This window comes from Pseudomonas sp. E141 (assembly GCF_052659885.1).
The window spans coordinates 928,138-950,210 of sequence record NZ_CP084024.1; the positions used below are offsets into that span (position 1 = coordinate 928,138).

Sequence of the window (22,073 nt, forward strand, 5' to 3'; positions counted from 1 at the left end):
TTATCGCTCTGGCCCGCTGGCCGCACTGCTTTTGTGGGAGCATGGCTTGCCAGCGATGACGTCCTTCGGGACCGTCGTCGGCAAGCCTTACTGTTACAGCGTTTCGTCAACTTTGGAGTGTTTACAACAATGGCAAAAATCGTCGACATCAAAGGTCGTGAAGTTCTCGACTCCCGTGGCAACCCCACTGTTGAAGCGGACGTGCTTCTCGACAACGGTATCATCGGCAGCGCCTGCGCGCCGTCCGGTGCTTCCACTGGCTCGCGCGAAGCGCTGGAGCTGCGTGATGGCGACAAGAGTCGTTACCTGGGCAAGGGCGTGCTCAAAGCCGTCGCCAACATCAATGGTCCGATCCGTGACCTGTTGCTGGGCAAGGATCCTGCCGACCAGAAAGCCCTCGATCACGCGATGATCAAGCTCGACGGTACCGAAAACAAAGCCACCCTGGGCGCCAACGCGATCCTCGCCGTGTCCCTGGCCGCTGCCAAGGCTGCCGCCCAGGATCAGGACCTGCCGCTGTACGCACACATCGCCAACCTCAACGGTACCCCGGGTGTCTACTCGATGCCGGTGCCGATGATGAACATCATCAACGGTGGCGAGCACGCCGATAACAACGTCGACATCCAGGAATTCATGGTCCAGCCAGTGGGCGCCAAGTCCTTCTCCGAAGGCCTGCGCATGGGCACCGAGATTTTCCATCACCTCAAGGCTGTGCTGAAGGCCCGTGGCCTGAGCACTGCCGTTGGCGACGAAGGCGGTTTCGCACCGAACCTGGCGTCCAACGAAGACGCGCTGAAAGTGATCTCCGAAGCCGTGGCCAACGCCGGTTACAAGCTGGGCACCGACGTGACCCTGGCCCTGGACTGCGCGGCCAGTGAGTTCTTCGAAGACGGCAAGTACAACCTGTCCGGTGAAGGCCAGGTATTCACCGCCGAAGGTTTTGCCGACTACCTCAAGGGCCTGACCGAGCGCTACCCGATCATCTCCATCGAAGATGGCCTGGACGAGTCCGACTGGGCCGGCTGGAAAATCCTCACCGACAAGATCGGCGAAAAAACCCAGCTGGTAGGCGACGACCTGTTCGTAACCAACACCAAGATCCTGAAAGAAGGCATCGACAAGAAGATCGCCAACTCGATCCTGATCAAGTTCAACCAGATCGGCACCCTGACCGAAACCCTGGAAGCCATCCAGATGGCCAAGGCCGCCGGCTACACTGCCGTGATCTCCCACCGCTCCGGCGAAACCGAAGATTCGACCATTGCCGACCTGGCCGTGGGCACTGCGGCAGGCCAGATCAAGACCGGTTCGCTGTGCCGTTCCGATCGCGTCTCCAAGTACAACCAACTGCTGCGTATTGAAGAGCAGTTGAACGGCAAGGCCAAGTACAACGGTCGTGCCGAGTTTCGCGGTTAAGCGGTAGATGGTAAAAAGACACCGGATGATGTCGAAAAAGTCGCAATAGCGGCGGTTTTGCCTCTAATCTGATGCCTTATCAAGCACAAGCCTGGTTTTTCCAGGCTTCGTGCTATCAGACGCTTCAAAGTGTGGCATGGCTGTCTTTTTCACTGGAAACCTGAGATTCGATGCGCAGTCCCAATTGGTTGTTTCTTGTCTTGCTCCTGTTGCTGGCTGGCCTGCAGTACCGCCTTTGGGTGGGTAATGGCAGCCTGGCGCAAGTGGCGGACCTGACTCAGCAGATTGCCGAACAGCATGCCGAAAACGAGGCGTTGCTGGAGCGTAACCGGGTGATGGACGCCGAAGTCAGTGAACTGAAAAAAGGCATGGAGACCGTTGAAGAGCGGGCTCGCCATGAACTGGGCATGGTTAAAGAGGGCGAAACCCTCTACCAGTTGGCCCAATGAGTATCCGTTTGCCGGCCTTCTGGGCCGTGATTCCTGCCGCGGGCGTTGGAGCCCGTATGGCTGCGGACCGTCCCAAGCAATACCTGCAACTGGGCGGACGCACAATTCTCGAACACAGCCTTGGCTGTTTCCTCGATCATCCGACCGTAAAAGGCGTGGTGGTCAGTGTTGCCCACGATGACCCTTATTGGCCGACCCTGGCCTGCGCCAGCGATACACGCATCCAGCGCGTGGACGGTGGCGAACAACGTTCGGATTCGGTGCTCAATGCCTTGCTGCATCTTCACGGACAGGGTGCCGATGATCACGACTGGGTCTTGGTGCACGACGCCGCCCGGCCCAACCTGGCCCGGGACGATCTGGACACATTGCTCAGGGAACTGGCGAATGATCCGGTCGGCGGCCTCCTGGCTGTGCCGGCGCGTGACACCCTCAAGCGAGTCGACAAGCACGGCCGTGTAGTGGAAACCGTTGACCGCAGCGTCATCTGGCAAGCCTATACACCGCAAATGTTTCGTCTCGGTGCCCTGCACCGGGCCCTGGCTGACAGCCTGGTGGCCGATGCCGTGATTACCGATGAAGCGTCCGCCATGGAATGGGCAGGTCAAGCGCCACGCCTGATCGAAGGGCGGGCCGATAACCTCAAGGTCACACGCCCTGAAGATCTGGAGTGGTTGCGCCAGCGTTGGGCGAATCGCCATTAAGTGGAATCGCCATCGCGAGCAGGCTCGCTCCCACAAGGGACTTTGGCTGTACACAAAATTTGTAGCCGCTGAAGATCCAGTGTGGGAGCGAGCCTGCTCGCGATAGCAATCGCTCAGGTCACATGAAAACCAGTGTTACCCCCGATACTCCGGCCGCTGCGCCAACCCCTCCTTCAAGTAATCCACCAACTTGCGCACCTTCGGCGACAAATGCCGTTGCTGCGGATACAACGCCCACACCGCTGTATTCGGCGGCTGGTGAGCCTCTAACAGCGATATCAACGCCCCGCTGTGCAAATGTTCCAACACGTAGTAATCCGGCAACTGACACAATCCCACCCCTTGCAAAGCCGCATCCAGCACCGCCTGCCCGCTGTTACAACGCCAGTTTCCCTGCACTCGTTGGGAAAATTCCCGCCCGTTCTGCTCCAGTTGCCAGAGGTCGGAGCTGCCGATCAGGCAATTGTGGCGGCTCAATTCCGACAAGCTATGGGGGCGACCGTAGCGCTCCAGGTAGGACGCCGATGCGCACAGGTACATGCGCCGTGGCGCCAGGCGCGTGGCAACCAGGCGTGAGTCCTGCAAACGGCCCAGGCGAATCGCCAGGTCCAGGCCTTCGTGAACCAGATCGAGGGGGCGGTTGCTCAGTTCGATGTCCACCCGCAATTGCGGATAAAGCGTCATGAACCGTGTCACCAGCGGCACAATGAACCGCTCGCCGTAGGCCACGGCACAGGTCATGCGCAACATGCCCTTGGGTTCGCTGGTGAGGTCGCCCACCGCCCGCAGTGCTTCTTCGCGTCCGTCCTGCAGGCGCTGGCAATGCTGCAAGAACGTCTGGCCGGCCTCGGTCAGAGTGACCCGGCGGGTACTGCGATACAGCAGTCGTGTCTGCAGACGCTCTTCAAGCCGTACGATTTGTCGACTGATGTGGGAAGACGAAACCCCCAGGCGTTCGGCGGCGGCGGTGAATTGGCTGCATTCGGCCACGGCGACGAATTCGTCAATGCCCTCCCAGCGGTTATCGGACATGAATGATTATCCCTGTGCAGCAATAATGTTTTGCTTTTGGTTGGATTATTCATCGTCCGGTGAGGGATTACACTCCCTGTCTTGTTTTTATTTGCTGGAGACTCCCCATGATCAAGTCACGCGCGGCCGTTGCCTTCGAGGCCAAGAAACCCCTGGAAATCGTTGAAGTCGACGTCGCCATGCCCAAGGCGGGCGAAGTGTTGCTGCGCGTGGTGGCCTCGGGTGTCTGCCACACCGATGCCTACACCTTGTCGGGCGCCGACCCGGAAGGGATCTTCCCGTCGATCCTCGGCCATGAAGGCGGCGCTATTGTCGAGGCCATCGGCGAAGGCGTGACGTCGGTTGCGGTGGGCGATCACGTCATTCCGCTGTATACGCCGGAGTGCGGGCAGTGCAAATTCTGTAAGTCGGGCAAGACCAACCTGTGTCAGGCGATTCGCGCCACCCAAGGCAAAGGCCTGATGCCAGATGGCACCTCGCGCTTTTCCTACAAGGGTGAGACGATTTTCCACTACATGGGGACCTCGACGTTCTCCGAATACACCGTATTGCCAGAAATTTCCGTGGCGAAAATCCCCAAAGAAGCGCCGCTGGAAAAAGTCTGCCTGCTGGGTTGCGGCGTCACCACCGGTATCGGCGCGGTCCTCAACACCGCCAAGGTCAAGCCAGGTGACACCGTGGCGATCTTCGGCCTGGGCGGCATTGGCCTGTCGGCGGTGATTGGTGCGGTGAAAGCCAAGGCATCGCGCATCATTGCCATCGACATCAACCCGGCCAAGTTCGAAATCGCCAAGCAACTGGGCGCCACCGATTGCGTCAACCCAAAAGATTTCGACCGTCCGATCCAGGAAGTCATCGTCGACATGACGGACGGCGGCGTGGATTTTTCCTTTGAGTGCATCGGCAATGTGCAACTGATGCGCGCCGCATTGGAATGCTGCCACAAGGGCTGGGGCGAGTCGGTGATCATCGGTGTGGCCGGGGCCGGCCAGGAAATCGCCACCCGTCCATTCCAGTTGGTGACCGGGCGCGTCTGGCGCGGTTCGGCGTTTGGCGGTGTGCGCGGGCGCAGCGAATTGCCAAGCTACGTGGAAATGGCCGAGAAGGGCGAGATTCCGCTGGATACCTTCATCACCCATACCATGGGCCTGGAAGATATCAACAAGGCGTTCGACCTGATGCATGAAGGCAAGAGCATCCGTACCGTTATTCATTTCTGAGGTCGGTCATGAGTCTTGAAAACATTTCCTGCCAGAAAAGCTTCGGCGGCTGGCACAAGCGTTACCGGCATCGTTCCGAAGTGCTTGGTTGTGACATGGTGTTTGCCGTGTACCTGCCGCCCCAGGCCGAGCAGGGCGGCAAGTTGCCTGTGGTGTATTGGTTGTCCGGGTTGACCTGCACCGACGAGAACTTCATGCAAAAGGCCGGCGCCCAGCGCATGGCTGCCGAACTGGGCCTGATTATTGTCGCGCCGGACACCAGCCCGCGCGGCGCCGACGTGCCGGGCGATCCGGACGGTGCCTGGGACTTTGGCCTGGGTGCGGGGTTTTATCTGAACGCCACGCAGGAACCGTGGGCGCGGCACTATCGGATGCATGACTACGTGGTGCAGGAATTGCCGGCCTTGGTCGAAGCGCATTTCCCGGCCTCGGATAAGCGCGGCATCAGTGGTCACTCCATGGGTGGCCACGGCGCGCTGGTCTGCGCTTTGCGTAACCCAGGGCGTTACCGCTCGGTGTCGGCATTTTCGCCGATCAACAATCCGATGGATTGCCCGTGGGGCCAGAAGGCGTTTTCTCGTTATCTGGGGGAAGACCGCTCGAAGTGGCGTGAGTGGGATGCCTGTGCATTGATCGCCGAAGCTGGCGAAAAGCTGCCGTTGCTGGTGGATCAGGGCGATCGCGATGATTTCCTGGCCAACCAGCTCAAGCCCGAAGCCTTGCAGCAAGCGGCCAAGGCTGCCGGTCATCCGTTGGAGCTGCGCCTGCAACCGGGCTACGACCACAGCTACTTCTTCATCGCCAGCTTCATTGAGGATCACTTGCAACATCATGCCCACGCTTTAGGGGGCTCTTAGTCTGTTTCCCCTTGGCGAGGGAGCTAATTGAGGGCGCTCCCCACGCTGAATGCAGGTAGAATCACGCCCTGACAAAAATCGGGGCGTTTTTTTATGCGTATTGGCCACGGCTACGATGTTCACCGTTTCGCTGAAGGCGACTTCATTACTCTGGGCGGCGTGCGTATTGCACACAGCTTCGGGCTGCTCGCGCATTCTGACGGTGACGTCCTGCTGCACGCCTTGAGCGACGCCTTGCTTGGCGCGGCTGCGCTGGGGGATATTGGCAGACATTTCCCCGACACCGACCCGCAGTTCAAGGGCGCCGACAGCCGGGTGCTGCTGCGCCACGTGGTCTCGCTGATCCACGCCAAGGGCTGGAAAGTCGGCAATGTCGATAACACCATCGTCGCCCAGGCGCCAAAAATGGCGCCACACATCGAAACGATGCGTCGGTTGATTGCCGAGGACCTGCAAGTTGAGCTGGACCAGGTCAACGTGAAAGCCACCACCACCGAGAAACTTGGTTTCGTCGGTCGCGAAGAAGGCATTGCCGTTCATAGCGTTGCCTTGTTGCTGCGCCCATGACCGAACTGGAACTATTAGGCCCCCGTGCCTACGGCGAGTCGCTGGGCAGCGCAGTACTCAAGGCCACTGCTGAAGATTTTCAGGTCGACGAAGTGCTCGACATCCCGCTCACGGGCGAAGGCGAGCACTTATGGATCTGGGTTGAAAAACGCGGTTTGAACACTGAAGAGGCGGCCCGGCGAATTGCCAAGGCCGCCGGCGTATCGTTGCGCACCGTCAGTTATGCCGGTCTCAAGGACCGCCAGGCGCTGACCCGCCAGTGGTTCAGCGTCCAGTTGCCGGGCAAGGCCGACCCGGACCTGTCGGCGGCGGAAAACGAAACGCTGAAGATCCTCAAGACCGGTCGCCATAAACGCAAGCTGCAACGCGGCGCGCACTCGGCCAATGGCTTTACTTTGCGCCTGACCCAGTTCAAGGGCGATCCAGCGGCGATCGATGCGCGTCTGCAACAGATCGCCCGTCTGGGCATTCCCAATTATTTCGGCGCCCAGCGCTTCGGGCATGACGGCGGTAACCTCGTCGATGCCCGCGCCTGGGCGGCGCGCAAGGCTTTGCCGGAACAGCGCAATGTGCGTTCGCGGCTGTTGTCCACCGCCCGCAGTTTTCTCTTCAACCGGGTGTTGGCGGCTCGGGTGGCCGATGGCACCTGGCAGCACGCGCAGGTGGGCGACTTGCTGGCCTTCACCGACAGCCGCAGTTTTTTCCCCGCCGGCGAGGCCGAGTGCAGTGACCCACGCCTAGCGATTCTCGACCTGCACCCCACCGGGCCGCAGTGGGGCGAGGGACCTTCGCCTGCCGCCGGCGCGGTCCATGATCTGGAGCAGGCCATCGCCGAGGCGGAGGCCGATCTGCGCGACTGGTTGATAAACGCGGGAATGAGTCACGAACGTCGCATCCTGCGACTGCCCATTGGCGGCCTGTCGTGGCATTATCCCTCGCCTGACATTCTGCAACTGGAATTCGTCCTGCCGGCCGGATGTTTCGCCACTGTCTTGGTGCGCGAACTCGTCGATCTGGTGCCGGTGGGGCAGACGGACAGCCCATGCGTATTCTGATTTCTAACGACGACGGGGTGACAGCACCCGGCCTTGCCGCGCTTTATGCTGCGCTGGCGGATTTTGCCGAATGCGTGGTCATCGCCCCGGACCAGGACAAAAGCGGCGCCAGCAGTTCGCTGACGCTCGACCGACCATTGCACCCGTGCTATCTGGATAATGGTTTCATCAGCCTCAACGGCACCCCCACCGACTGCGTGCACCTGGGCCTCAACGGCTTGCTGGAGCGCGAGCCGGACATGGTGGTTTCGGGCATCAACCTGGGGGCCAACCTGGGGGATGACGTGCTTTATTCCGGCACCGTGGCCGCCGCCCTTGAGGGCCGTTTCCTCGGGCATCCGTCGTTTGCCTTTTCGTTTGTTTCGCGGCAAGTCGATAATCTGCCTACTGCCGCCTACTTCGCTCGCAAGTTGGTCGAGGCCCATGGCGAGCTGGACCTGCCACCGCGCACGGTGCTGAACGTGAATATTCCGAACCTGCCACTGGATCACATCCGAGGCATCCAGCTCACTCGCCTGGGTCATCGTGCCCGCGCGGCCAAACCCATGCAGGTGGTCGATCCCCGGGGCAAGGCTGGTTACTGGATCGCCGCCGCCGGTGATGCCGAGGATGGCGGGCCGGGCACCGATTTTCATGCAGTGATGCAAGGCTATGTCTCGATAACGCCGTTGCAGCTGGATCGGACCTTCAACGATGCTTTTCGAACGCTCGATGGCTGGCTGGAGGGGCTGCGCTGATGGCTCGCGAGCAAGACGATATACTGCGCCGCGGAATCGGCATGACCTCCCAGCGTACCCGGGAGCGCCTGATTCAACGGCTCTATGAAGAAGGCCTTTCCAACGCTCAGGTGCTGGAAGTGATTCGCCGCACCCCACGGCATTTGTTCGTCGATGAAGCCTTGGCCCATCGCGCCTACGAAGACACCGCATTGCCGATCGGCCACAACCAGACCATTTCCCAGCCTTATATGGTGGCCCGCATGAGCGAGTTGCTGCTGGAGGCGGGGCCGCTGGACAAGGTGCTGGAGATTGGCACCGGTTCGGGTTACCAGACGGCGGTGTTGTCGCAGCTGGTGGAGCGGGTGTTTTCCGTGGAGCGGATCAAGGTGCTGCAGGATCGCGCCAAGGAACGCCTGGTGGAACTGAACCTGCGCAATGTGGTGTTTCGCTGGGGCGATGGCTGGGAAGGCTGGCCGGCCCTGGCACCTTATAACGGCATCATCGTGACCGCCGTTGCCACTGATGTGCCCCAGGCCTTGCTGGATCAACTGGCCCCCGGCGGCCGGTTGGTCATTCCGGTGGGGGCTGGTGAAGTCCAGCAGTTGATGCTGATCGTGCGCGAAGAACAGGGTTTTTCACGTCACGTGCTGGGGGCGGTTCGGTTCGTTCCGTTGCTTAACGGGCCATTGGCCTGAGCATTTATAAACAGACGCTGAATTCCGTGGCGTGGGTTGTGTCTTACACCGGCGCTGATCAATTAACCGTTGATTGGTTAAACGGATTGCAACGGCGTCGAGCAAACGTGTGCGGCAGCGCCTCGCGCTTCATTAATAGAGGTGGGGTTGCGGCCAGTTGTATTTGTAATACCGTTGCCTGCACAGGCAGTTTCCAATTTTTCAACCACCACAAAGGGAGCGGCGGGTGAGTCTCACAGTCATTGCGCAGCGTATGGGTATCACGAGCTTTCAGCGCCTGGTGACTGGCCTTGTCTTGAGTACCTTGCTGGTCGGTTGCTCCAGTACCCCGTCGGGTAACGTCCGGGTTGTCGATCGCACCAACGCGACGCCTCAACGTCCTACAGTAACGACCGGTCAGTATGTAGTCCGTCGCGGTGATACGCTGTTTTCCATCGCTTTTCGCTATGGCTGGGACTACAAAGCCCTCGCTGCGCGAAACAATATTCCTGCGCCTTATACGATTCATCCGGGTCAGAGAATTCGCTTTGATGGGCGTAGTGGTTCAACGCCTACCGCGGTGGTGACTCAGTCCGGTTCGACGGCTTCGTCGTCGAGTAGAACCACGGTGATTCAACGTCCGGTCGGTGCCGCAACGGCAACAGTACCGTCCGTCGCGAGCAAACCGACACCTGCTCCTACCCCCGCGCCAGGCCCCAGCCCGAGCGGCTGGGGATGGCCTTCTAATGGCGTTCTTATTGGAAAATTCTCTTCAAACGGTAGTTTGAATAAAGGAATTGATATCGCCGGGGATTTGGGACAGCCTGTTTTAGCCGCGTCTGATGGCACGGTTGTGTACGCCGGGAGTGGTTTAAGGGGCTACGGCGAACTCGTGATCATCAAACACAGCGATACCTACGTCAGTGCCTACGGTCACAACCGCAGGCTGTTGGTTCGGGAGGGGCAGCAGGTCAAGGTCGGGCAAAAAATTGCCGAAATGGGATCAACGGGAACGGACCGGGTGAAACTGCATTTTGAGATTCGCCGACAAGGTAAGCCAGTCGATCCGCTGCAATTCCTGCCACGTCGTTGATTTGATTGTCAGCCTGTTCCGTCACGTAGAGGGAACAGGCTCCAGCGTTGCCAAGGATAAAGGCGTCGCTTGAGCTTGAGGTCGAACTCACCAAAGGACTATAACAATGGCTCTCAGTAAAGAAGTGCCGGAGTTTGACATCGACGATGAGGTTCTCCTTATGGAGACCGGCATCGCTATGGATTCGATGTCGAATGATGAAGGGGCGACTCCACCTTCCGTTCGTGCCAAATCCAGACACTCCGCTTCGCTTAAACAACATAAGTACATCGACTACACACGGGCGCTGGACGCCACTCAGCTGTACCTCAACGAAATCGGCTTCTCGCCGCTGCTCTCCCCCGAGGAAGAAGTTCATTTTGCGCGTCTGTCGCAAAGTGGCGACCCGGCCGGGCGAAAACGCATGATTGAAAGCAACCTGCGCCTGGTGGTGAAAATCGCCCGACGCTACGTCAATCGTGGCCTATCGCTGCTGGACCTGATCGAAGAGGGTAACCTGGGGCTGATTCGCGCTGTCGAGAAATTCGACCCCGAGCGAGGCTTCCGTTTCTCGACCTACGCGACCTGGTGGATTCGTCAAACCATCGAGCGGGCGATCATGAATCAGACCCGGACCATCCGGTTGCCGATCCATGTGGTCAAGGAGCTGAACGTCTACCTGCGGGCTGCCCGTGAACTCACCCAAAAGCTCGACCACGAACCCTCACCCGAAGAGATCGCCAACCTGCTGGAGAAACCGGTGGGCGAGGTCAAGCGCATGCTTGGGCTCAACGAGCGGGTTTCTTCGGTTGATGTCTCGCTGGGTCCGGACTCGGATAAGACCCTGCTGGACACGCTCACCGATGACCGACCTACCGACCCGTGCGAGCTGCTCCAGGACGATGACTTGTCCCAGAGCATCGACCAGTGGCTCTCGGAGCTCACGGACAAGCAACGGGAAGTGGTGATTCGCCGCTTCGGCTTGCGCGGTCATGAAAGCAGCACCCTTGAAGATGTGGGCCTGGAAATTGGGCTGACCCGTGAGCGGGTCAGGCAGATTCAGGTCGAAGGCCTCAAGCGTCTTCGGGAGATCCTGGAGAAGAACGGCCTGTCGAGCGAGTCGTTGTTCCAATAACGGGAACGCACGCGTAATAAGAAAAGCCCCGACTGGTTCGGGGCTTTTTCGTTTCTGTGGCGGCTGTTGCAGCGCTTACTCTGTTTGCCGGGTTGGCGTGTAAGCTTTTGCCTAGTGTTGCGTAAGCGTTTGGTTTCCCGTCGAAGGGATAGACGACTATAAAGGCCGTCGTATTTTTCGTATCTTATTGATATATAACTATATTTTTATGTATTTCAATCCTGTGACGAGGCCCGGCGACGGCGTTTGGCCAATTGCACTCGCTGGGGAAAATACTAATATCAGTCCTGTGTCGACGGACAGACACACCTGTCACGGACGATGGGGAAGGAAGGACATCGCAGGATGCGATTCATCAGGACGATGAAAAGGATCAAAGGGATTAGGGAAAAAATGTGGGCGGGTCAAACCGCCCCTTTTTTTTGCCTGCGATTTATTGAATCCGAGAAAACAAAAAGGCCCGCAAGGGGCCTTTTTCAACGAGCGCAGGGTGATATCAGCGTTCGAGGTCTTTGAGCTTGTCTGGTTTGCCATCCCACTCTTTGGCGTCTGGCAACTCGTCTTTCTTTTCGGTGATGTTTGGCCAGATGTCCGCCAGTTCAGCGTTCAGCTCGATGAAGTTCTCCATGCCGGCCGGCACTTCGTCTTCCGAGAAGATGGCATTCGCCGGGCATTCCGGTTCACACAGGGCGCAATCGATGCACTCGTCCGGGTGAATGACCAGGAAGTTCGGCCCTTCGTAAAAGCAGTCCACCGGACAGACTTCTACGCAGTCGGTGTACTTGCACTTGATGCAGTTGTCGGTGACGACGAAGGTCATTTCTAATTCTCTCCTCAGGCGGCGGCAGCGGAACCCCTTCACGGTGGGCTCGCCAGGTTCGGGAGCGATAGTCTGCGGACCAGGCTAATAGTCCGCAGCATCCCAAACCGCGCGAGATTCTACCAGCTTGAACGCCAGTGCGTTAGATCCGTGTCTTCAATGAATAAAGCAATTCAAGTGCCCGACGTGGCGTCAGGTCGTCCAGATCCACTTTGGCCAGTTCATCAAGCACCGGATGCGGCAGGCTGGCGAACAGGTCGCTCTGCTGCGGAGCCGCCGGTTTGCCTTTGCTCGGGCGCGGTGTTTCGTGGGGCAGGCTGGTGGTTTCCAGACGGCTCAGGTGCTCGCGCGCACGGCTGATCACTTCGCTGGGGACGCCGGCCAGTTGCGCCACCGCCAGGCCGTAGCTCTGGCTGGCCGGGCCGGGCAGCACATGGTGCAGGAATACGATGCGCTCGTTGTGCTCGGTGGCATTGAGATGCACGTTAGCCACCAGTGGCTGGCTTTCCGGCAGTACGGTGAGTTCGAAATAGTGGGTGGCAAACAGCGTGTACGCCCGCAGGTGCGCCAGCCGTTCGGCCGCTGCCCAAGCCAGGGACAGGCCGTCGAAGGTGCTGGTGCCGCGTCCGACCTCGTCCATCAGCACCAGGCTCCGTTCGGTGGCGTTGTGCAGGATGTTCGCGGTTTCGCTCATTTCCACCATGAAGGTCGAACGCCCGCCGGCCAGGTCATCGCTGGAACCGATGCGGGTAAAGATCCGGTCCACCAGGGACAATTCGCAACTGGCTGCCGGCACGAAACTGCCAATGTGGGCCAGCAGCACGATCAAGGCGGTCTGACGCATGTAGGTGGATTTACCGCCCATGTTCGGACCGGTGATCACCAGCATGCGGGTGTTGTCATCCAGGCTCAGGTCGTTGGCCACGAACGGCGTGGTCAATACCTGCTCAACCACCGGGTGACGACCCTGGGTGATGCGCATGCACGGCTCGCTGACAAACCGCGGGCAGTTGAGGTCCAGGTTCAGCGCGCGTTCGGCCAGGTTGCTCAGCACGTCCAGCTCCGCCAAGGCGCCGGCGGTGTCCTGCAGCGGCGGCAGTTGGCTGATCAAGTCTTCGAGCAGCGCCTCATAGAGCATCTTTTCCCGGGCCAGGGCACGGCTCTTGGCCGACAACGCCTTGTCTTCGAACGCCTTGAGTTCCGGGGTGATGAAACGCTCGGCGCCTTTCAGCGTCTGGCGACGAATGTAGTCAGCCGGCGCCTGTTCGGCCTGTTTGCTCGGCAATTCGATGAAGTAACCGTGGATACGGTTGTAACCGACCTTGAGGTTGGCCAGGCCGGTACGGGCTTTTTCCCGGGCTTCGAGGTCGATCAGGAACTGCCCGGCGTTCTCGCTCAGCGATTGCAACTCGTCGAGTTCGGCGTCGTAGCCGGTTTTCAGCACACCGCCGTCACGGATCACCGCTGGCGGGTTGTCGATAATGGCTTTTTCCAGCAGCGCGGCCAGCTCCGGGTAAGTGCTGGTGGTGCGCGCCAGTTGTTGCAGGTGCGGCGCTTCCAGGTCGGTCATCGCCACCTGAAGCTCGGGCAGGGCGCCGAGGGCATCGCGCAGGCGCGCCAGGTCACGGGGGCGGGCGTTGCGCAGGCCGATACGCGCCAGGATCCGCTCGATGTCCCCGATTTCCTTGAGCTGCGGTTGCAACTGCTCGAAGCGATAACGATCCAGCAGGCAGGTAATGGAGCTCTGACGCGCCAGCAGCACCGTCAGGTCTCGCAGCGGACGGTTCAGCCAACGGGTCAGCAGACGGCTGCCCATGGCGGTCTGGCAGCGATCGACCACCGATTGCAGGGTGTTGTCGCGCCCGCCGGCCAGGTTGGTGTCCAGCTCCAGGTTGCGTCGGCTCGCGCCGTCCAGCACCACGGTGTCATCCAGGCGCTCATGACGCAGGCTGCGCAAGTGGGGCAGGGCGGTGCGCTGGGTTTCCTTGGCGTAAGCCAGCAGGCAGCCGGCAGCGCCAATGGCCAGGGTCAGGTTTTCGCAACCGAAGCCTTTAAGGTCCTGAGTGGAGAACTGCTGGCAGAGACTTTTCAGCGCCGAGTCGCGCTCAAAATCCCACGGCGCCCGGCGCCGCACGCCACGGCGTTTTTCCGCCGGCAGGTCTTTGGGCCAGTCATCCGGGATCAGCAACTCCACCGGATTGACCCGCTCCAGCTCCGCCAGGAGGTTTTCCCAGCCCTTGATCTCTAGCACCGAGAAATTGCCGCTGGTGATGTCCAGCACCGCCAGGCCGAACAGGCGCTCATCGCCCAGCACGGCGGCGATCAGGTTGTCCCGGCGTTCATCCAGCAAGGCTTCATCACTGACCGTACCCGGCGTGATGATCCGTACGACTTGGCGTTCCACCGGTCCTTTACTGGTGGCCGGGTCGCCGACCTGCTCGCAGATCACCACCGACTCGCCGAGCTTGACCAGCTTCGCCAGGTAACCTTCCGCCGCGTGGTAAGGAATCCCACACATCGGAATCGCCATGCCCGCCGATTGCCCACGCGCCGTCAGGGTGATGTCCAATAGCTTGGCGGCTTTCTTCGCGTCCTCGTAGAAGATCTCGTAGAAGTCGCCCATGCGGTAGAACATCAGCTGATCGGGGTGCTGATTCTTCAGGCGCCAGTATTGCTGCATCATTGGCGTGTGGCTGGAGAGGTCGTTTACGGCTGTATTCATGGGTCTCAGGGAGGCTCGTTGAAAGGTGTGGGGCAAAAGGAGGGGCATTGGTCCGGCTTTTCCGCGATGGGCGCAAGGTTAACATGGGCGGTCGGGGGGGACCCAGGGATGAGTGTTGTTGGGATCGTATGTATATCCGTTGCTGCGGTAACGGCCGCTTATGGTTCCGCCCTTACGGCGGGTCACTTTCGAAAAGCGCGAAAGTAACCAAAGCGCTTCTGCCCCACCACTCGGTGCCTCGCTTAGGCTCGGCATGCCTGAACGAAGGCATTGCTCCGTGGGCCGCCGCGAAGGGCCATCCATGGCCCAGCGCGGCTAACCCGGCATCCATGCCGGGTTGCCCACTGCGCAATGCCTTCGTTCAGCCAGCGTGGTTAATGGGGCGCCGAGATCAACGTCCACCGCGAGGCGGCCTGACAGCCGGCCTGGTTCTTCCGGTCGTACACCCATCATATCTGTGGGAGCAAAGCTTGCTCGCGAGGCGGCCTGAAGCCGGTCTGATTCTCCCGGTTGTATACCCATCATATCTGTGGGAGCAAAGCTTGCTCGCGAGGCGGCCTGACAGCCGGCCTGGTTCTTCCGGTCGTACTCCGATCCAATTGTGGGAGCGAGCTTGCTCGCGATAGCGGTGGTTCAGCTTGCGTTGATGTTGGACGGAAACACTTCACCATCGATATGCACACTTATGCAAAACAGCATTTGTCTTCTGCAAAAAGAACACGCATCATGCGCGTTATGCAAAAACGCAACGTTTCTACCGTATTAAGAGCATTGCTCGATCAGCACGGGATCTCCCCCACGGAGCTTCACCGTCGTACCGGCGTGCCTCAGTCAACCCTGTCGCGGATTCTCAGCGGCAAGATCGTCGATCCTTCGGATAAACACATCTCCCGGATCGCCGAATACTTTGCCGTGAGTACCGATCAGTTGCGCGGGCGCGCGGACATTGCGTCTGCCGGCCATCCGCGCCGCGACGAGCCGCATTCCGAACTCAAGGACATAAGCCTGTGGGATGACGACACCCCCGTCGAAGAAGACGAGGTGTCGGTCCCTTTTCTGCGTGAGGTTGAATTGGCTGCTGGATCAGGAAGATTCGTCATCGAGGAGAGCGAGCGCTCAAGCCTGCGCTTTGGCAAGCGCAGCCTGCGTCATAACGGCGTGCAGTTCGATCAGGCCAAATGCGTGACGGTACGCGGCAACAGCATGTTGCCGGTGCTGCGCGATGGCGCAACGGTCGGGGTGAACGCAGGCAAGTGCGGGATCGGCGACATCGTCGACGGCGACCTCTATGCCATCAACCACAACGGTCAACTGCGGGTGAAGCAGCTTTACCGTCTGCCCACCGGCATCCGTCTGCGCAGCTTCAACCGCGACGAGCATCCGGATGAGGACTACACCTTCCAGGACATGCAGGATGAGCAAATCGTCATCCTCGGCCACGTCTTCTGGTGGGGCATGTACGCCCGTTAACCCCTCCGCTGTCAGATAAAACCCGCCATCGTGCGGGTTTTTTTACGCCTGTGAAAATCCCCTGACCCCTGTGTTTGCTGGGCTTTATGCGTCTATGCATTCATCGCGCATAAATAAATGCATTTACGCATTGACTGTATATGCATTCATGCATATTCTGTGTCCAAGCCGCTCGACAAAGCGGCTGGCAACGAAGCTCTTTAGTTCCACCAACAGGCAGCGATGAACCGGCCTTAACGGTTCAGAGGGTTGGCAACTGACCCGGGTGTGCAGCGTAAAGCACCAGAAGCAGTTATCCGGCGGGCAGGGACCGCGGTCGGAAAAACAATTTGAATGGATCCGTACCGCGCCAGTCGCGCCGAAAGATCAACTTCCTTCTGGCCATCGGCCAGGGAAGGCGAAGGACCGCATTACTGAAAAGCCCGGTTCATCCCGGGCTTTTTGGAATGCCTACCTCAAGAGACATCGTTTGAACCCAACACACATTTCTCATCCATCACCCCAGGAGGCGTGACATGACAAACGAGCAACAAGCGTTGCTGGACATGCCGATCTGGCTGGTCATCGTGCTCGCCCTGGTGGGCGGCGTGACCGGCGAGATGTGGCGTGCCGACAAAGAGGGCGCCCGCGGCTGGTCGCTACTGCGTCGCCTGGCCCTGCGTTCCGGCGCCTGCATGGTCTGCGGCGTCTCGGCGATCATGCTGTTGTACGCCATGGGCCTGTCGATCTGGGCCGCAGGAGCCTTCGGTTGCCTGACGGCGATGGCCGGGGCGGACGTGGCCATCGGGCTTTACGAACGCTGGGCCGCCAAGCGGATGGGCGTCAGTGAGCTGCCGCCGCGTGATTCCCGTTCCGACCAACATTGATCCCTCGCTGCTGATCTTCGTGCCGCCATAAAAAACAGGAGGCCTTGATGCCTGCCGTCCTCGAAAAACCGTCGCAGCTGCTCTTCGCCATTGCCCAGACGCTACGCGCCACTTACCCCACCTTGAAAATCGGCAGCCCCCAGGAGTTCGATGGCACCGACGACCAACCCTGGGTGCTGATTGCCCTCGAGCGTGATGCGTCAGGCAACCGCGCCAATGACGGACGTATTGCCCATGTCCTGACGGTTTCCCTGCAAGTGGTCATGGCCGTTGCGGGATGGGAGGCGTGCGATCTCGCCGGTGAGCTGAAACATCTGGTGGTGGATAACCGCTGGGGACTGTCGGGCGATCAATGTGATCTGCCCACGGAGATCGATGGCCTTGCATCCACGTTCACCCATGAAGCTGGGGCGTACACCGCCTGGACCCTTTCATTTACCCAAACTCTCTACCTCGGCCCGACGCTGCTGGAGGACCCGCTGGGCATCCCGAAATTCGCCCGGACCTGGGAAGTCTCGAACATCGACGACCCGGCTCAATACACCGCACTTGAGGGCTAACCCATGTTTGATGCGCTGTTACGGATGCATCTGGGGCCGCTCATCGAGCGTCTGGCCGAGATGGAAACCGAGCTTGAGGACCTGCATCGGCGCGCCGACAGTTTCTGTCGCATCGGCGTTTGTCAGGAGGTCGATGCGGCCAGCAACACCTGCAAGGTCAGCCATGGCGAATTGCTGACCCCGGCGATCCGTTTTTTCAATCCCAGTGCTGGCGAACAGAGCGAGTCGCGGATTCCCTCGGTGGGCGAGCAGTGTTTGTTGCTCAATCATGGCGGCGGCGAGGGCGGTGGGCAGTCAGTGGCGTTGTTCGGTCTCAACGGCGGTCAATTCCCGCCCGTCTCCACACAGGCATCACTGACGCGCCGCCGCTATCAGGACGGTACGGAAAACGGCTACGACCACGCCAGCCATGTCCTGCACTGGCAAAACGGCCCGACGGCATTCACCGGTTCCCGTGAGTCCATCGACTTAAGCATTGGCCCGGCGAGGTTGGCGATGACGCCGCAGGCCATCGAATTGCAACTGGGCGCCGTCGGCATACGGCTCGACGCGTCTGGTGTGCACCTGAGCGGCCCGGTGGTGGATCACCAGGGGCGCGTCATCAGTACCGCATAAGAGATTTCCTCATGATTGGAATCGATCGAAATACCGGCGCCACGGTCGACGACTGGCTGCAGTTCGTGCAGCGCGCCACTCGAGCATTGACCACGCCGCTGGGCACTCGCCAGAAGCGCCCTCTGTATGGCTGCGCCCTCACGCAGTTGCTCGGGCAGAACCTCGGCGACGACTTGCTGATCCTTGCCCAGAGCCACGCGGCCCAAGCGTTCTACAACCCGGACAACGGCATTGGCGACTTCGAGCCGCAGGTCATTGTCGCCAGCCGACACGGCGCCGGCTTGTTGTTGCGCTTCGCCGGCACCTGGAAAAACCGCAAACAGACTTTCGAGGTGGTGACATGAGCATGTTGATACCCGGCCAGAACCAATTGGCCGAACCGGCAATCGTCACTGTCGAAGCGTTCGAAGACTTGCTCGCAGAGTTCAAGACCTTCGTGGTCGAGTACGTCGCCGCACGCTCTCCCGCCAGCGCGGCGAAGCTGGTGGACAGCCTCGAAAACGAAAGCGAATTGCTGACCCTGGCCCTGGAGGCGTTCTGCGTCCGCCTGCAAACCCACGAACGCAAATACAACGCCCGCATCAAGCAGATGCTGGCGTGGTGGGCCACGGGGACCAACCTCGATGCCCGCCTCGCGGACATGGGTCTCGAACGCCAGTTGCTCGATCCTGGCGACCCGGCAGCATTCCCGCCCATCCCTCCGGTTTACGAGAGCGATGATGACGCCCGCTTGCGCTATTACCTTGCGCCCCATGCCCCGGCGGCCGGCTCGCGCATGCAGTATCGGCGGGAGATTTTTACCCTGGGTGAACGGCCCGTCGTGAAGGTGGAAAACGCCTCGGCCGGTGTCGTGACGGTTACCTACACCTTCAACCCGGATGGCTATGCGGCGCAGGTCAAGGACGGCAACGCACGCCGCACCGCGCCGGGTGAAGTCACGGTCACGGTGCTGTCCCGGGAAGGCGATGGCACACCGTCCGAGACACTCCTTGAGGGTGTTCGTCAGCACTTCGCTCGTCCTGATGTGCGACCGGAGACGGATCACGTCATCGTCCAGGCTGCGCAAATCAAACCCTACAAAATCCGCGTCGTGGCGAAGATCAATGCCGGCCCGGATTCGGGCTTGACCCAGGTTGCGGCACAACAGCAGCTGCAGGCGTACGCCGAGGCCTGTCATCACTTGGAGGGCCGGGTGGACCCGAGCTGGATCGACTACACGCTGCACAGCGCGGGGGCGGTTCAGTTGCAGATTCTCGAACCGCTCGAGCCGATTGTGACAACGGCTTTTCAAGCCCCGTACTGCATGGGTGTCGAGGTCGAGGTGGATACGTTATGAGTGACGACACACCTCGCCCAAGCCTGCTGCCGGCCAACAGTTCGCCGCTGGAAAGGGCGCTCGATCTGGGGTTCGCCCGGCTGCTGGAGCGTATCGATCCGCCGTTTCCCGAGTTGATGAATCCGGCAGCCACGCCTTTGGCTTTCCTGCCCTATCTCGCGGCGGATCGCGGGGTCAGTGAATGGAGTTCCTCAGCGCCCGAAGCTGAAAAGCGCCTGACGGTTGAACTGGCCTGGCCCACCGCACGGCAAGCCGGGACGCGAAAGGCGCTGGAAAACGCCGCCAAGGGTTTGCAACTGATGCCTGAGGTGCGCGCTTGGCATGAGCAAACGCCACCCGGCCCGCCCTACAGCTTTTCCGTCAGGGCGTTTACCGAACAGCCCTACAGCGAAGCCATCGACGCCCGTCTCGACCGCCGTCTGGCCGACGCCAAAAGCGAGCGCGACACCTTGACGGTCTCTGTCGGCTTGAGTGCGTTCGGCCGTCATGTCATCGGCGCCGCCACGGTGTGCGGCGAACTCACCACGGTTTATCCGATTGTCATCGAAGGGCTAGAAGCCTCGGGCCGGGCCTTCATGGCCGCCGCGCTCTACACCGTCGAAACCTCCACTATTTATCCACAGGGGTCCTAAATGGCCGACTACTACACCCTGCTCACCGATGCGGGGATCGCCTACGAAACCGCCTGCAAGGCGGCGGGCACACCGATCAAGCTGTCGCAGATTTCTGTCGGTGACGGCGGCGGCGAAGTTTACAACCCGGCCGCAACTGCCACGGCGCTCAAACGCGAAGTGTGGCGCGGGCCACTCAATGCGCTGTTCCAGGATGAGAAAAACCCGAGCTGGTTGCTCGCTGAAGTCACCATCCCGCCCGACGTGGGCGGCTGGTATGTACGTGAGGCCGGGATCTGGACCGATACCGGGATTCTGTATGCGATCGTCAAATATCCGGAGTCGTTCAAGCCGGTGTTGGCGACGTCGGGTTCGGGGAAAGAGTTTTATATCCGGTCTATTTTCGAGACCAGTAATGCTGAGTTGGTGACGCTGCTGATTGATGACACGGTGGTCAAGGCGACGCGGGCTTGGGTTGCCAGCTACGTCGCTGATGAGCTGGCCAAGCTCGACAGGAAGCAGTCTGTGCGGGTGGCGACGACGGCTAACATTGTTTTGAGTGGTGCCCAGGCGATTGACGGTGTTGCCGTGGTTGCCGGGAATCGGGTGCTTGTTAAATCCCAGACCTTGGCGAAAGACAACGGTATCTACGTTGCTGCGAACGGCGATTGGGTTCGGGCAAAGGATGCTGATGCGAACGCCAAGGTTACTTCGGGATTGAGTGTTCCGGTCGAAGAGGGGGCGACGCTTGCTAATACGATTTGGCAGTTGGTTACGGATGGTGGGATTGTTCTGGGCACTACGGCGTTGAGTTTTCAGAATGTGACGCAGGGGTTTGCGCCTCTTAATTCCCCGGCCTTGTCGGGCACACCAACGGCCCCGACAGTAGCGGGAACCGACAACAGCTCCCAGATTGCTACGTCAGCGGCGGTTCGGGCCATCATGGCTCAGTTTGGTTTGGGTGCTTCCGCATTCAACTATGCCGGGAACCTCGACACTCTCTCGCTGACTGGCGTGTACATGGTCACCACCAGTACAACCGGTACCAAGCCAGTTTATCCAGAGCCGCAAGGCACGGGGGCAATCCCGAACGGTACTGTTTTTCACATGGAGCGCGGCAATAGCAACATGGCTACGCAATTTTGGGATTCATTGGTGAACTCCATTCTGCCGATCACCTGCATGCGCACGCGTACTGCTAACGGTGTCTGGACTCCCTGGACGCAGATATGGAGTAGCGGCAACACGCCAAAACAGGCTAACCCGCTCGATTTAACTCCGGGCGCCATGCTCGGCACAGGGTCGTTTGGGGTCGGCCGGGCAATCGTCGGTACAGCACAGGATTTGAATGACTACACAGTGCCTGGTGATTACCTGACAGCCGCGGCTGGCCAGCTCAACCTCCCACCTGGTTGGAGTCCTACCAGACGCTACGGTCTCAAGGTTTCTGGCCTTTCCAATGTTGGCGAGCGTCTGACGCAAACGCTGATCTCGGGAATGTCGGGGGATGAGGTTGGTATGGCGATCCGTGCACGTCGTGAGGATGGCCAGTGGAAAGACTGGGAGGAAATCACAACCAGTCGACACGGCCCTTTCAAGGCGACTCAGACCTACAAGGCCGCAGGGGTGTTTACCTGGGCGGTGCCAGCCGGGGTTAAGAAGGCATGGGTTACGGTCATCGGCGGCGGGGGAGGCGGTGGTCGTGCAGGAGTCTCCGGGGCAGGATCAGGTGGCGGTGGTGGCGGTGGTTGGGCGCAAAAGCTAGTCGATCTCTCGAACGTAACCAGCGTTACGGTGACTGTAGGCGCTGGTGGCGCCGGGGCTATCGTGGAAGGGGTATCCGGTGATACTGGAGCAACGTCGTCCTTTGGGGCCTATCTATCCGCAACCGGAGGGTTCGGAGGCATGGGCAGCGCGCCGTCCGGCTATGCAAATGGACCTGGTAGTGGTGGGCTTGGTACAGGAGGGGACTTCAATACTTCTCTTGGAGTTGGGCATGTCAGCTACGGACCTGTTGGCGGTTCAGGTGGAGGCCCCGGTGCTCGATGTACGCAAGGATTGTATCCGGGTAATACGGGCGTAGGGCCTGGAGGTGGTGGCTCGGGAGCGTACTTCGGTTACAACGGCGGTGCAGGTGCCGCCGGCAACGTAATTATTCAGTGGTGATCAG

Annotated in this window: 22 protein-coding genes; 19 read left to right on the forward strand and 3 right to left on the reverse strand. The window is 60.1% G+C overall.

Annotated features, from left to right (window positions below):
• The first annotated feature begins 129 nt into the window (after nt 1-129).
• From eno to ispD, 3 genes are all read left to right on the forward strand, one after another.
• A complete protein-coding gene (eno, locus tag GKKCFE_RS04125) occupies nt 130-1,419 on the forward strand; it encodes a phosphopyruvate hydratase (protein ID WP_047227578.1) in 1,290 nt (429 codons plus the stop codon).
• A gap of 170 nt (nt 1,420-1,589) precedes the next feature.
• Complete coding sequence (gene ftsB / locus GKKCFE_RS04130) at nt 1,590-1,868, forward strand: cell division protein FtsB (protein WP_047227579.1); 279 nt, start codon at nt 1,590-1,592, stop codon at nt 1,866-1,868.
• Nucleotides 1,865-2,572, forward strand: a complete 708-nt coding sequence (gene ispD / locus GKKCFE_RS04135) for a 2-C-methyl-D-erythritol 4-phosphate cytidylyltransferase (RefSeq protein ID WP_316912674.1) — start codon at nt 1,865-1,867, stop codon at nt 2,570-2,572. Before ftsB ends, ispD begins: the two co-directional genes overlap by 4 nt.
• Nucleotides 2,573-2,707: 135 nt before the next feature.
• On the opposite strand, the gene GKKCFE_RS04140 is transcribed toward ispD, so the two are convergent.
• Nucleotides 2,708-3,604, reverse strand: coding sequence for a LysR substrate-binding domain-containing protein (locus tag GKKCFE_RS04140; protein ID WP_047227581.1), 897 nt, complete (start codon nt 3,602-3,604; stop codon nt 2,708-2,710).
• Between the two features lie 107 nt (nt 3,605-3,711).
• On the opposite strand from GKKCFE_RS04140, the gene GKKCFE_RS04145 reads away from it, so the two are divergent.
• The 8 genes from GKKCFE_RS04145 (at nt 3,712) to rpoS (ending at nt 10,903) form a co-directional block, all read left to right on the forward strand.
• On the forward strand, nt 3,712-4,824 hold the full coding sequence (locus GKKCFE_RS04145) for an S-(hydroxymethyl)glutathione dehydrogenase/class III alcohol dehydrogenase (RefSeq protein ID WP_025212132.1): 1,113 nt from the start codon (nt 3,712-3,714) through the stop codon (nt 4,822-4,824).
• 8 nt (nt 4,825-4,832) lie between these two features.
• Nucleotides 4,833-5,681 carry an S-formylglutathione hydrolase gene (gene fghA / locus GKKCFE_RS04150; RefSeq protein ID WP_047227582.1) on the forward strand — a complete coding sequence of 283 codons (849 nt, stop codon included), beginning with the start codon at nt 4,833-4,835 and terminating at the stop codon, nt 5,679-5,681.
• 93 nt (nt 5,682-5,774) lie between these two features.
• On the forward strand, nt 5,775-6,248 hold the full coding sequence (ispF, locus tag GKKCFE_RS04155) for a 2-C-methyl-D-erythritol 2,4-cyclodiphosphate synthase (protein ID WP_047227583.1): 474 nt from the start codon (nt 5,775-5,777) through the stop codon (nt 6,246-6,248).
• Entirely contained in the window at nt 6,245-7,303 is a 1,059-nt protein-coding gene (gene truD, locus GKKCFE_RS04160) for a tRNA pseudouridine(13) synthase TruD (RefSeq protein ID WP_047227584.1), read from the forward strand. Before ispF ends, truD begins: the two co-directional genes overlap by 4 nt.
• On the forward strand, nt 7,291-8,040 hold the full coding sequence (surE, locus tag GKKCFE_RS04165) for a 5'/3'-nucleotidase SurE (protein ID WP_047227585.1): 750 nt from the start codon (nt 7,291-7,293) through the stop codon (nt 8,038-8,040). The genes truD and surE overlap by 13 nt, the downstream gene beginning before the upstream one ends.
• A 41-nt stretch (nt 8,041-8,081) precedes the next feature.
• Nucleotides 8,082-8,717 (forward strand): protein-L-isoaspartate(D-aspartate) O-methyltransferase, encoded by a 636-nt coding sequence (locus GKKCFE_RS04170; RefSeq protein ID WP_171061419.1) that lies wholly within the window; start codon nt 8,082-8,084, stop codon nt 8,715-8,717.
• Nucleotides 8,718-8,943: 226 nt separating this feature from the next.
• Nucleotides 8,944-9,789, forward strand: a complete 846-nt coding sequence (locus GKKCFE_RS04175; protein ID WP_047227587.1) for a peptidoglycan DD-metalloendopeptidase family protein — start codon at nt 8,944-8,946, stop codon at nt 9,787-9,789.
• A gap of 106 nt (nt 9,790-9,895) precedes the next feature.
• A complete protein-coding gene (gene rpoS / locus GKKCFE_RS04180) occupies nt 9,896-10,903 on the forward strand; it encodes an RNA polymerase sigma factor RpoS (protein ID WP_047227588.1) in 1,008 nt (335 codons plus the stop codon).
• A gap of 496 nt (nt 10,904-11,399) precedes the next feature.
• On the opposite strand, the gene fdxA is transcribed toward rpoS, so the two are convergent.
• Both fdxA and mutS read right to left on the reverse strand, forming a co-directional pair.
• Nucleotides 11,400-11,723 carry a ferredoxin FdxA gene (gene fdxA / locus GKKCFE_RS04185; RefSeq protein WP_076386173.1) on the reverse strand — a complete coding sequence of 108 codons (324 nt, stop codon included), beginning with the start codon at nt 11,721-11,723 and terminating at the stop codon, nt 11,400-11,402.
• Nucleotides 11,724-11,865: 142 nt separating this feature from the next.
• Nucleotides 11,866-14,445: a DNA mismatch repair protein MutS gene (gene mutS, locus GKKCFE_RS04190; protein ID WP_076386171.1), complete on the reverse strand. Its 2,580-nt coding sequence runs from the start codon at nt 14,443-14,445 to the stop codon at nt 11,866-11,868.
• 735 nt (nt 14,446-15,180) lie between these two features.
• On the opposite strand from mutS, the gene GKKCFE_RS04195 reads away from it, so the two are divergent.
• From GKKCFE_RS04195 to GKKCFE_RS04230, 8 genes are all read left to right on the forward strand, one after another.
• Complete coding sequence (locus GKKCFE_RS04195) at nt 15,181-15,915, forward strand: LexA family transcriptional regulator (protein WP_445578026.1); 735 nt, start codon at nt 15,181-15,183, stop codon at nt 15,913-15,915.
• A 515-nt stretch (nt 15,916-16,430) separates the two neighbouring features.
• Nucleotides 16,431-16,781: a phage holin family protein gene (locus GKKCFE_RS04200; protein ID WP_047229987.1), complete on the forward strand. Its 351-nt coding sequence runs from the start codon at nt 16,431-16,433 to the stop codon at nt 16,779-16,781.
• 47 nt (nt 16,782-16,828) lie between these two features.
• Nucleotides 16,829-17,341 (forward strand): hypothetical protein, encoded by a 513-nt coding sequence (locus GKKCFE_RS04205; RefSeq protein WP_445577515.1) that lies wholly within the window; start codon nt 16,829-16,831, stop codon nt 17,339-17,341.
• Between the two features lie 3 nt (nt 17,342-17,344).
• Nucleotides 17,345-17,956: a phage baseplate assembly protein V gene (locus GKKCFE_RS04210; protein WP_445577516.1), complete on the forward strand. Its 612-nt coding sequence runs from the start codon at nt 17,345-17,347 to the stop codon at nt 17,954-17,956.
• 11 nt (nt 17,957-17,967) lie between these two features.
• Nucleotides 17,968-18,300, forward strand: coding sequence for a phage baseplate protein (locus tag GKKCFE_RS04215; protein WP_047229990.1), 333 nt, complete (start codon nt 17,968-17,970; stop codon nt 18,298-18,300).
• A complete protein-coding gene (locus GKKCFE_RS04220) occupies nt 18,297-19,292 on the forward strand; it encodes a baseplate J/gp47 family protein (RefSeq protein WP_445577517.1) in 996 nt (331 codons plus the stop codon). The genes GKKCFE_RS04215 and GKKCFE_RS04220 overlap by 4 nt, the downstream gene beginning before the upstream one ends.
• A complete protein-coding gene (locus GKKCFE_RS04225; protein ID WP_445577518.1) occupies nt 19,289-19,924 on the forward strand; it encodes a phage tail protein I in 636 nt (211 codons plus the stop codon). The genes GKKCFE_RS04220 and GKKCFE_RS04225 overlap by 4 nt, the downstream gene beginning before the upstream one ends.
• Nucleotides 19,925-22,069, forward strand: a complete 2,145-nt coding sequence (locus GKKCFE_RS04230) for a phage tail-collar fiber domain-containing protein (protein ID WP_445577519.1) — start codon at nt 19,925-19,927, stop codon at nt 22,067-22,069.
• Nucleotides 22,070-22,073 lie beyond the last annotated feature (4 nt).